Genomic DNA, 10078 nt, shown 5'->3' with positions numbered 1-10078 from the left:
GCGGCCGAAGAGACGCTCGACGCGGTGATCAACTGGGGACGTTATGGCGAGATCTTTTCGTATAACGACCAGTCGGAGATTTTCAGCCTCGAAGACGTCGAGTCCTGACCGGCGCGGGAACCGCTACTGCAGGTTGCCCCACCGGTCGACCGCGGGCTCGGCCGAAGCCCATTTCCACCAGCGCTTGTCCTGCTGCATCTGACAAGCGGCAGCCGTGTACCAGTGCTCGGGCGAATTCGCTTCGTCGCCGTCGGCGACCGAAAACGCGAACTCCTTGCAGTCCGCGAGCGCCGATGAGAACGCGCGCGTCACGCGGATTTGCCCGTGGCCGTTCTCGATTGGCAGCGTGTGCTTGACGTTCCACGGCCGTGTGTCACCGACCTTCATCGTGCCGACGAGTGCCGCGATCACGTTTTGCTGATCGCTGTGCATGACGCGGTAATAGCGATTGATCGATTCGGTAGTCACCGCCTGCACCGCGATGCCGACGCCGATGCCGATCGCCGGATTCGCGGTAACGATGCCGGTTGCCGTGCCTGCCGCCGCACCGCCTGCCGCGCCGAGCGACGTGGAACTGCAGCCGCTCACGAGCGCCCCGGCGCTTGCGCATAGCGCGACGACAAACGCGGCGCGCAGCATGCGCCTCGCCTTGCACGCTTCATGCGTTACGCCGAGGGCTTTCGGACCGCCTGCGGCCGCGCTCATTGCAGCGCGCCCCAACGTTCGGTCGCGGGTTCCGCCGAAGCCCACTGCCACGTGTTGCCGTCGCGGCAGATCGAAGCGACATAGAACGCGCTCGACGCGGGTTTGTCCTGCGTGGCGGCCTTGTCGACCGAAAACACAATCTCCTTGCAATCGAGCGGACCGCTGCTGATGATGCGGCTCACGGTCACGCGCCCATGTTCGTCCTCTTCGAGCGGCACCGAATGCGTGACGCTCCACGGCGCAACGCCGCCGACGTCGAGTGGCCCCGCGACCTGGGCAATGCCGTTCTGCGTATTGCGATGGATCACGCGCTCCGAATACTGCACGCCCGCGCGCGCCGCGGCGACGGCACCGAGGCCGATGCCGGTTGCGACTGCCGCGTTGTTGGTGACGGACCCGGCGATCGCCGCGCCGGCGATGCCGGCGCCCGCCGTTGCGCTTTCGGAGTAGAGAGACGAGCAGCCGCTCAGTGCGGCAGCGGCCGCAACGACGACGAGCGCGGCCAGCAGCGCGCCCGGACGCGGCACCCGCAAGGCGCCGGACATGATGTTTTGCATTGCTTCTTTTTGCTCCTGCTCACCCGTCGCGCCTTGTGGAGGAGGCGGCCGCTACGGGTCAGATCTCATGACTTGTTTGCAAAAAGGATTGTGCAGGATGCCTTTTGTAATTGGCATAGAAAAAATGCAAATAATTGCAAAACCTGATGCGCGCGCCAAACGTTTCTGTTTAAAGCGCTTGCGTATTGCGGTTGCGCCGCCCGGCGTGCCTGCCGGTTGCGCATGCGCTCATGTCGCCTGGCCGCTAGCTGCTGCTTTCCGGGCTTCCGTCTTCTTCGTCGCCGTACATGCTGAGGCGGTTGTAGAGCGTCTTGAGACTGACGCCCAATGCTTTTGCCGCGCGCCGCTTGTCGCCGCCGCAGTACTTGAGCGTGCCGAGGATGATCTGCTTCTGCGCGTCCGCGAGCGGCGTGCCGATCCACACGCTCATCGAATCGCCGAGCGTGACGGGCTTTTTCACGCGCGACATCAGATGCGGATGGGGCAGTTCGACCGACTTCTCCGCGAGGATGAACGCGCGATACACGGCGTTCTTGAGCTCGCGCACGTTGCCGGGCCACGACCAGGTGCGCAGCGTTTCCATCGAGCGCTTGCTGAATACCTTGTTCGTGCCTTCCTGCTGGTTCAAGGCGGCGAGAAAGTGCTGTGCGAGCAGTTCGCGGTCGCCCTCGCGTTCGCGCAATGGCGGCGCGCGCAACGGAAAAACCGCGAGCCGGTACATCAGATCTTCACGCAGTCCGTTTTCCTTGACGGCGACGGCCGGGTCGCGGTTGGTCGCGGCGATCACGCGCACGTCGCCGCGAATCAGCTCCGAGCCGCCGACACGAAAGAACGTGCCGGTTTCGAGTGCGCGCAGCAGCTTGACCTGGCGCACGGGCGACATTTCGGTTACTTCGTCGAGAAACAGCGTGCCGCCGTTCGCGTGTTCGAAGTAGCCGATGCGGCCTTGCACGGCGCCTGTGAAGCTGCCCTTCTCGTGACCGAACAGTTCGGCTTCGATAAGCTCGTCGGGAATCGCGCCGCAATTGACCGCGACGAATGCGGCGCCCTTGCGCGCGCTGTGTTCGTGAATCGTGCGGGCGATCAGCTCCTTGCCGGTGCCCGATTCGCCGATGATCAGCGCGGTCGCGTCGGTCGCGGCCACGCGTTCGATCTGCTCGTAGAGATCGAGCATGACGGGAGACGAGCCGTACAGCGTTCCATACGACTTCAGTCCCGCGACGCTTTCCGCGCCGCGCGGTTTCGCCTGTGACCTTGCGCTGCCGCCGGCGGTGTCGGCGGCGGGCGAGTCCAGATCGGTTGACGCCATAACCAGGGTGTCCTGTGCAAATGTTCGAGGATGTGATGGCGCGGTAGGGAGATGGCCGGGTCGTCCAGAGACGTCGTCAGGAACTGCGCGCTGCATCGCGCGCTTTCGGGCGCGACGTGCGCCGGATGCGATCCGCTATCTCGCAAAAGCCAATTTAACCACTGGCACGGCATACCCGGCAAGGCGCTTGCATTCGTCGCGCAAGGTCGCGTCAGGCGGAAAAAAGTTCGTCGCAGGCGTTTGCGGACGTGGCAGTCGGCAACATTGCCCGAAGTCCGCGAGAGGCTTCGCGAGGAACGCTGCATCGTGGGCGCCGATCGACACGCTTGTCGGGTATGGCCGTTGCAAGCGTCCATTCATCCACACAACAATCGACGCAAAGATCGGCAAGACATGACAAACGGAGAAACACGATGACAGCCACCACCGAACAGTTCGCGCTCGGCAAGCAGAAGATCGTCGAGGACCTGAACGTGTTGTTGACGGACTCGGAGGAAATGCTGCGGCTCGTGGCCCAATTGCCGGGCGAAGGCGTCGGCGCATTGCGCGAACGGTTGCGCACGCATGTCGATACGCTGCAGGCGGCGCTCGCCGATGCGCAGGTCGCCGCGCAGCGCGGCTATCGAAGCGCGACGGTGCAGACCGAGCGATATGTGCGTCTAAACCCGTGGCGGTCGCTCGGCATTGCCGCGGGGGTTGGTTTCGTGCTCGGCGTGGTGGTGGCGCGCTGAGCCGGCAGTCGTTTCGTACATGTTTCATTGCCCACGGTTCTCACAAGCAAGGAGGTCAACATGGCTCGACCCAGAATCGGCATCTTCAGCGCGCTCTTCGCTATCGGCGGCATGCTTGCCTGGCGTTGGGCGCAGAACCGCCGCGCTGCTCAAGCAGCGACCGTGCGCGATCTGACGCGGTGGGAGGGGGAGGGCGGCTCGGTCTCGGCTGACCGTGACGCGTTACAGCCTGCGACCTTGCCGGGCGGGACGCACCCGCGTGCCGGTAACGGCGCCGATCACGCTGCGAGCGGCGGCGCCTGGCCGTTCCCGCGCAGTTAAGCCGCGCAGTTAAACCGCGCAGTTAAGCCGTCCTGCCAATGCATTACCGGCCACTCCGGCAAACCGGAGCGGCCGGTATCGTTTTATTGGGATATCGCCGTATAATAGGTAAATGAACAACAATGAACCGTTTTGATATACCGGCGGACGGCAATTGTTGCAAGATTGCGCAAAGTTGGTAAATTTTTCATATACGGCCGCTCCGAGCGGCCGTTTCACACCTAGCATGGTTATAGGCTCGCGACCTTGCGCGTTCGAGCTGTCTACCACTCGTACTTTTAAGTTTCGGAAACGCGATGCCACACGCACTGATTGTCGATGACGATCCGGGTACCCGCGAGGCGCTAGCCGCGATCATCGCCGAAGACGGCCTGACGACTGCGACTGCCGGCGACTTGCGCGAGGCCCGTATTCAACTCGTCCGGCAGATGCCGGACGTCGTATTCACGGACCTGAAGCTGCCGGACGGTACTGGCGTCGACCTGTTCGAGGACCTCGATCCCCGCTCGGGCGTCGAGTTCATCGTGATCACGGGGCACGCGACCGTCGAGTCCGCCGTGAGCGCATTGAAGATGGGCGCGGCCGACTATCTGGTCAAGCCGATCAACATGCAGCGCGTGAAGGCGATTCTGAATCGCCTGCCGCGCGCGGGCGATCTCAAAGCCGAAATCGGCACGTTGCGCGGCGAGCTGCGCCGCATGGGCCGCTTCGGTCTGATGCTCGGCAATTCGCCGGTCATGCAGCAGGTGTACGACCAGATCAGCCGCGTGGCGCCGACGGCCGCGTCGGTGATGCTCGTCGGCGAATCGGGCACCGGCAAGGAAGTTGCCGCGCAGACGCTGCATCAGTTGAGCCTGCGCCGTAAGCATGCGTTTCTCGCCGTGAATTGCGGCGCGATATCGCCGAACCTGATCGAGTCGGAAATGTTCGGCCACGAGCGCGGCTCGTTCACGGGCGCCGACCGTCAGCACAAAGGCTATTTCGAGCGCGCCAACGGCGGCACGCTGTTCCTCGACGAAATTACCGAAATGCCGATTGAGCTGCAGGTGAAGCTGCTGCGCGTGCTCGAAACCGGCATGTTCATGCGCGTGGGCACGACGAAGGAAATCGAGACCGACGTGCGGCTCATCGCCGCGACCAATCGCGATCCGGAGCAGGCGGTGCTCGAGGGCAAACTGCGTCTCGATCTGTATCACCGTCTCAACGTGTTCCCGATCAGCCTGCCGCCGCTGCGCGAGCGCGGCAAGGACGTCGAACTGCTCGCCCAGTCGTTCCTCGACGAGCTCAACGAGCAGCACGGCACGCGCAAGCACTTTCCGCCGGCGGTCAAGGAAATGCTGCTGTCGTATCCATGGCCCGGCAACGTGCGCGAACTGAAGAACTACGTGCAACGCGCGCACATCATGTCGGGCACCGATTCCGACAGCACGGCGACGGTGCCGCTGCAGATCACGCTGTCGAAGTCGACGGCGGGCACGGCGATCACGATTCCGTTCGGCACGTCGCTCGCCGAAGCGGACCGTCAGCTGATTCTCGCCACGCTCGACCAGTGCGGCGGCGTGAAGACGCGCGCCGCGGAAATTCTCGGCATCAGCCTGAAGACGCTTTACAACCGGCTTGTCGAATATGGCAACGATGCGGGCCGCGCTGACGATGGCGACGGCGCCGAAGAGCCGCAGGCGTTCGGCAAGGCTGACGCTTGATCATCCGCATGCGCAGGTGTCTGCCGATGCCCGGAGGTATCGGCAGATATCGTCGTCCAACCTCAACGGCACAGGCTTTGCAACGCCCTCGAAGCGACATACGAAGACGCTAACGAGGAGGCCCCATGTCCGATCCGGAGTGCGACACCGTCGCTCTATTTGATGCATCGGCATTGCTCGCGCGGCGAGCGTTGCCGGTGACGGACCGGCTCCATCGTCCCGAGCCGATCGAACCGCCAGGCCCCGACGAGCCCGATGAGGGCGACGAGGCGCCGCCCGACCCTGACCGGCTGCCCGGCGAACCGCTTGCGCCGCCGATCGGCGATCCTCCGCCAAATTACGCGCCGCCGTAAATTCATGCGCGCGCGGGCGCGCTGCGCAGCCGCTGCGAACGGCCGCGTTGTCGATGCACTGCCGCCTCAATCGTATTGATCCGACTTTTGAGATGTGCCAGGCGGCCCGGCGTTGCATGTGCGCGACTTGATGTACTCGTTACAAAACCAACGAACTTTTTACCGGCAATTTACGTTGCCGGCTCCTAGACTGTGGTGATGCCACCGCTCGGTGGCAAGCCTTCCCCTGGAGGCAATCGATCATGAGACACCCCGCATTGCGGCGCTCCGCGCGCCACTCGAAGCGCGAACCGCGCCCCGGCAGTGTTCCGGCCAGCCCGTCCAATGCACCGGATCCGGCTGCGCAGAATCGCGCCGCGCCCGATGCCCCGCCGGACGGGGATCACAACCAGGGCGGCACGCGTAAGGAAGGACTCGATTACCAGCGCGATCTCGGTTCCGAGCAGGACGCCTGAGCGCTGCGGTCGATCTGCGAGGCGAAGGAAAAAAGCTTGCGGGCGCATGCCGCGCGCAGGATGTTTTTCGCTCGTTTGTCACATTTGCATACATTTTTCTGTTCGCGTTTGTCGCAATGCGGCATAACTTTTGCGTGCACTACTTCGGCGCACCGCCGCACCGAACGTCAACTGAATGAGGGGGAGCTGTATGAGCAGATTGATCGTAGTGTCGAACCGCGTCGCGCCGACGCAGGAAGGCCGGCCCGCAGCGGGCGGTCTTGCGATCGGCGTGCTGGATGCGCTGAAGGAAACGGGCGGTGTCTGGTTCGGCTGGAGCGGAGAGATCGCGGGCGAGTCGTCTCAGCCGGTGATCGAGAGGCAGGGCAACGTGACCTACGCGACCGTGGCCCTCACGAAGCGCGACTACGACCAGTACTACCGCGGTTTCTCCAACGCGACGCTGTGGCCGACCTTCCACTACCGCAACGACCTGTCGCGCTACGACCGGCAGGAGTACGCGGGCTATCTGCGTGTGAACGCATCGCTCGCGAAGCAGTTGAAGGAGATGCTGCGGCCCGACGACATCATCTGGGTGCACGACTATCACCTGCTGCCGTTCGCACGCTGCCTGCGCGAGATCGGGGTGAAGAACCCGATCGGTTTCTTCCTGCATATCCCGTTTCCGGTTCCGCAAGTGCTGCTGACCGTGCCGCCGCACGAAGAACTCGTGCGGGACATGTGCAGCTACGACGTGGTGGGTTTCCAGACCGAAGCCGACCGTCAGTCGTTCGTCGACTATATCGAACGCGGCCGTCACGGCAGCGCGAGCGAGGACGGCATCGTCCACGCGTATAACCGTTTCCTGAAAGTGGGCGCGTACCCGATCGGCATCTATCCGGATGCGATCGCGAAAGCGGCCGAGCAGTTCGGCGATCGCAAGGCGGTGAAGAGCCTGCGCGACGCGATGCGCAACCGCAAGCTGATCATGAGCGTCGACCGGCTCGACTATTCGAAGGGTCTCGTCGAGCGCTTCCAGGCGTTCGAGCGGCTGCTGCTCAACGCGCCCGGCTGGCATGGCCGCGTGTCGCTCGTGCAGATCGCCCCGCCGACGCGTTCGGACGTGCAGACCTATCAGCGCATCCGTCAGAACCTCGAAGGCGAGGCGGGCCGCATCAACGGCCGGTTTGCGCAGCTCGACTGGACACCGATCCAGTACCTGAACCGCAAGTACGAACGCAATCTGCTCATGGCGTTGTTCCGCCAGTCGCAGGTCGGCTACGTGACGCCGCTGCGCGATGGCATGAACCTCGTCGCCAAGGAATATGTCGCGTCGCAGGATCCGGCCGATCCGGGCGTGCTCGTGCTGTCGCAATTCGCAGGTGCCGCGGAGCAGTTGCCCGGGGCGCTCGTCGTCAATCCGTTCGATCTGTCGCAAATGGCCGAGGCGCTCGAGCGCGCCTTGTCGATGCCGCTTGCCGAACGGCAGGCGCGGCACGCGGACATGATGGCGCCGCTGCGCGAGAACAATCTCTCGGTGTGGCGCGATACGTTCCTCGCGGATCTGCGGCATGTCGCGACCGCATCGTCGGTGACCGAAAAAGCGGTAAAGCGCGCTGACGTGACGGCTTGATGATGTTTTGACGTGGCGGCTGTCACGTCGACGCGCAGATTTGGAACCCGACTTGGAACCTGAATCGCGCATCCGAACGGTGCGCGGGTAATCGACGGCAGCTGCGGCTGCCGTTTTTTATTGCGCTCGCGTCGAACCGCGCGCTTCGCGTTGCGCGTCATGCGGACGCGGCCGCGCCCGTTTGCGTCACGCGCAGCGAACTGACCACGGCCGCGACCGCGGCAAAGCAGGCGGCGACATACAGCGCGACGACCGGTCCATGTTGCTGCACCACGCCGAAGATCAGCGCGACGAGCGCGGCGCCGAGGGTCTGCCCGGTCAGGCGCGCGGTGCCGAGCATGCCGCTTGCGCCGCCGCTGCGCGAGCGCGGCGCGGAGGAGAGGATCGTCCGGTTGTTCGGCGACTGGAAGATACCGAAGCCCGCGCCGCACAGCGCCATCCGCCACGCGATATCGAACGGCTGCGGGTGGGTGCCGATCGTCGCCGCGAGCAGCAGCAGGCCGCAGGTCAGCAACGCGAGCCCAATGCCGCCGAGCAGTCCCGCCGACATGCGATCGGACAGCACGCCCGCGACCGGCGCGGCGACGATGATGACGAGCGGCCACGGCGTCATCAGCAGGCCTGTCTGCACTTGCGACATGCCGAGCGCGTTCTGCATCAGGAACGGCAGCGAGACGAACGCCAGCATTTGCGCGGTGAACGAGCAGACCGACGTGCCGATCGACAGGGCGAACACCGGATTGCGCATCAGATCGACGGGTAGAAGCGGTGCGGGCTGCGTCAACTGGCGCCGCACGAAGAAGTAGCCGATCACGAGCGCCGCGACGAGTTCGACCGCGACATACGCGTAGGATTGCCCATGCCCGAGCCCGTCGACGGCGAAAATCAGCAGGCCGAATACGAACGCGTTCATGACGGCGCTCACGTAGTCGTACGGTGAGTCGTGACGCACGTTGCCGGGCAGCGCCTTGATGCCCATCACGAATGCGGCAATGCCGATCGGCACGTTGATCGCAAAGAGCCACTGCCACGATGCGACCGACAGAATGCCTGCCGCGACAGTCGGTCCGACCGCCGACGATACCGCAACGACCATCGCATTGATCGAAATGCCGCGGCCGAGCGACGCTGGCGGATAGATCATCCGCACGAGCGCCGTGTTCACGCTCATGATGCCCGCGGCGCCGAAACCCTGAATCACGCGCGCGAGCGCGAGCGTCGGCAGCGAACCGGCCAGCGCACAGCCGAGCGACGCGATGGTGAACAGCACGAGCCCGCCCAGATAGACGCGCCGGTAGCCGATCCGGTCGCCAAGCGACGACAGCGGCAGCAGCGAAATCGTGACGGCGAGCTGATACGCATTGACGACCCAGATCGAACTGGCCGCGCTCGCATGCAGATAGCGCGCGATGGTCGGCAGCGCGACGTTCGCGATCGCGCTGTCGATGACGGAGACCGAGATGCCGAACGCGACGACGAGGATCGCCCAATATCGTTGCGGCAAGGGCAAGCCCAGTTCGTTGTCTTGCGCTGCGGCCGGGCCCCGGGCGGCGGGATGGGCGGAGGAAGTCGAAGAAGGGCTGCGGGAAGGTTGTGCGCGCATCGGCTGTGGCGGTGTAGCGATGGTTGTTTTTGCTTGATGGCCTCGCGGCCGCTCAAATCGTTGTCAATGGAAAGGCGAGGCAGGCTTGCGAGCCGGCCTTGCCGGTCGATGCAATGTGCCGGCGTTTTCCGATGTGCTCGCGGGTCCGGCGTGTGTCTTCGCAGAGCGGATGCTCCGGCTACTTCAATTCATACAGCCCCGTGTACGTCGTCGAGTCGAGCTCGTTCTGGTGAATCAGCAGGCGCGCGACTGCGTTCGTCGTTTCCGGCGCGAGCGGCAGCGGCGCCTTCAGCGCATACAGCCTGAAGATGAAGCGATGCGTCTTCTCGCCGCGCGGCGGCGCGACGCCGCCAAAACCGTGTGTGCCGTAGTCGTTGCGCAGTTGCACCGCGCCTTGCGGCAGCAGCGTGCCGTCCGCCTTGCCCGCGTTGCGCGGCAGGCCGCGCGCATCGATCGGAATATTGACGACCACCCAGTGCCAGAATCCGCTGCCCGTATGCGCGTCGGCATCGTAGACCGTCAGCGCGAGGCTTTGCGCGTCTTCGGGCGGTGCCTCCCACTGCAACGCGGGCGAGATGTTTTCGCCGTCGACGCCGAACGATTTGTCGTTGTACTCGGCCGCTTTCGGCAGAAAACCGTTCGCGGGAAAGTCGTCCGACCAGATTCGGAAGTCAGCCATCGTATGCCTCTTTCATGTGAGTTCCGAGAGGGACGGGCTTGGCGGACAAG

11 protein-coding genes are annotated in these 10078 nt (G+C 64.3%); 6 read left to right on the top strand and 5 right to left on the bottom strand.

Features of this window, described 5'->3' with window-relative positions; genetic code table 11:
• Nucleotides 1–123: 123 nt before the first annotated feature.
• From QYH69_RS29615 to QYH69_RS29605, 3 genes are all read right to left on the bottom strand, one after another.
• Complete coding sequence (locus tag QYH69_RS29615) at nucleotides 124–639, bottom strand: hypothetical protein (protein ID WP_308835249.1); 516 nt, start codon at nucleotides 637–639, stop codon at nucleotides 124–126.
• 62 nt (nucleotides 640–701) lie between these two features.
• Nucleotides 702–1250, bottom strand: a complete 549-nt coding sequence (locus QYH69_RS29610; RefSeq protein WP_308835248.1) for a hypothetical protein — start codon at nucleotides 1248–1250, stop codon at nucleotides 702–704.
• Between the two features lie 256 nt (nucleotides 1251–1506).
• Nucleotides 1507–2571: a sigma-54 dependent transcriptional regulator gene (locus QYH69_RS29605; protein WP_308835242.1), complete on the bottom strand. Its 1065-nt coding sequence runs from the start codon at nucleotides 2569–2571 to the stop codon at nucleotides 1507–1509.
• Between the two features lie 413 nt (nucleotides 2572–2984).
• Here QYH69_RS29605 and QYH69_RS29600 point away from each other — a divergent pair, with 413 nt between their 5' ends.
• The 6 genes from QYH69_RS29600 (at nucleotide 2985) to otsA (ending at nucleotide 7746) form a co-directional block, all read left to right on the top strand.
• A complete protein-coding gene (locus QYH69_RS29600; protein WP_308835241.1) occupies nucleotides 2985–3302 on the top strand; it encodes a DUF883 family protein in 318 nt (105 codons plus the stop codon).
• Nucleotides 3303–3362: 60 nt separating this feature from the next.
• Nucleotides 3363–3623, top strand: a complete 261-nt coding sequence (locus QYH69_RS29595; RefSeq protein ID WP_308835240.1) for a hypothetical protein — start codon at nucleotides 3363–3365, stop codon at nucleotides 3621–3623.
• 296 nt (nucleotides 3624–3919) lie between these two features.
• Nucleotides 3920–5326 (top strand): sigma-54 dependent transcriptional regulator, encoded by a 1407-nt coding sequence (locus QYH69_RS29590; RefSeq protein ID WP_308835239.1) that lies wholly within the window; start codon nucleotides 3920–3922, stop codon nucleotides 5324–5326.
• A gap of 125 nt (nucleotides 5327–5451) precedes the next feature.
• Entirely contained in the window at nucleotides 5452–5679 is a 228-nt protein-coding gene (locus QYH69_RS29585; RefSeq protein ID WP_308835238.1) for a hypothetical protein, read from the top strand.
• A 242-nt stretch (nucleotides 5680–5921) separates the two neighbouring features.
• On the top strand, nucleotides 5922–6134 hold the full coding sequence (locus QYH69_RS29580; RefSeq protein ID WP_308835237.1) for a hypothetical protein: 213 nt from the start codon (nucleotides 5922–5924) through the stop codon (nucleotides 6132–6134).
• Between the two features lie 190 nt (nucleotides 6135–6324).
• The gene (gene otsA / locus QYH69_RS29575; RefSeq protein WP_308835236.1) at nucleotides 6325–7746 is read left to right on the top strand and encodes an alpha,alpha-trehalose-phosphate synthase (UDP-forming); all 1422 of its coding nucleotides are present in this window, start codon (nucleotides 6325–6327) and stop codon (nucleotides 7744–7746) included.
• 157 nt (nucleotides 7747–7903) lie between these two features.
• On the opposite strand, the gene QYH69_RS29570 is transcribed toward otsA, so the two are convergent.
• Together QYH69_RS29570 and QYH69_RS29565 are read right to left on the bottom strand one after the other, a co-directional pair.
• Entirely contained in the window at nucleotides 7904–9349 is a 1446-nt protein-coding gene (locus QYH69_RS29570; RefSeq protein WP_308835235.1) for an MFS transporter, read from the bottom strand.
• Nucleotides 9350–9527: 178 nt separating this feature from the next.
• Entirely contained in the window at nucleotides 9528–10028 is a 501-nt protein-coding gene (locus tag QYH69_RS29565) for a YbhB/YbcL family Raf kinase inhibitor-like protein (RefSeq protein WP_075156592.1), read from the bottom strand.
• Nucleotides 10029–10078: the final 50 nt, after the last annotated feature.

The sequence above is a fragment of the Paraburkholderia sp. SARCC-3016 genome (assembly GCF_031119615.1).
GTDB lineage: Bacteria > Pseudomonadota > Gammaproteobacteria > Burkholderiales > Burkholderiaceae > Paraburkholderia.
This window is presented reverse-complemented; position numbering and strand designations above follow the sequence as displayed.

What these genes read in the sequence shown, in the direction of transcription:
- QYH69_RS29570 (WP_308835235.1), bottom strand. Translation starts at nt 9,349, where the DNA reads ATGCGCGCACAACCTTCCCGCAGCCCTTCTTCGACTTCCTCCGCCCAT.
- QYH69_RS29595 (WP_308835240.1), top strand. Translation starts at nt 3,363, where the DNA reads ATGGCTCGACCCAGAATCGGCATCTTCAGCGCGCTCTTCGCTATCGGC.
- QYH69_RS29610 (WP_308835248.1), bottom strand. Translation starts at nt 1,250, where the DNA reads ATGTCCGGCGCCTTGCGGGTGCCGCGTCCGGGCGCGCTGCTGGCCGCG.
- otsA (WP_308835236.1), top strand. Translation starts at nt 6,325, where the DNA reads ATGAGCAGATTGATCGTAGTGTCGAACCGCGTCGCGCCGACGCAGGAA.
- QYH69_RS29590 (WP_308835239.1), top strand. Translation starts at nt 3,920, where the DNA reads ATGCCACACGCACTGATTGTCGATGACGATCCGGGTACCCGCGAGGCG.
- QYH69_RS29615 (WP_308835249.1), bottom strand. Translation starts at nt 639, where the DNA reads ATGCTGCGCGCCGCGTTTGTCGTCGCGCTATGCGCAAGCGCCGGGGCG.
- QYH69_RS29605 (WP_308835242.1), bottom strand. Translation starts at nt 2,571, where the DNA reads ATGGCGTCAACCGATCTGGACTCGCCCGCCGCCGACACCGCCGGCGGC.
- QYH69_RS29585 (WP_308835238.1), top strand. Translation starts at nt 5,452, where the DNA reads ATGTCCGATCCGGAGTGCGACACCGTCGCTCTATTTGATGCATCGGCA.
- QYH69_RS29600 (WP_308835241.1), top strand. Translation starts at nt 2,985, where the DNA reads ATGACAGCCACCACCGAACAGTTCGCGCTCGGCAAGCAGAAGATCGTC.
- QYH69_RS29580 (WP_308835237.1), top strand. Translation starts at nt 5,922, where the DNA reads ATGAGACACCCCGCATTGCGGCGCTCCGCGCGCCACTCGAAGCGCGAA.
- QYH69_RS29565 (WP_075156592.1), bottom strand. Translation starts at nt 10,028, where the DNA reads ATGGCTGACTTCCGAATCTGGTCGGACGACTTTCCCGCGAACGGTTTT.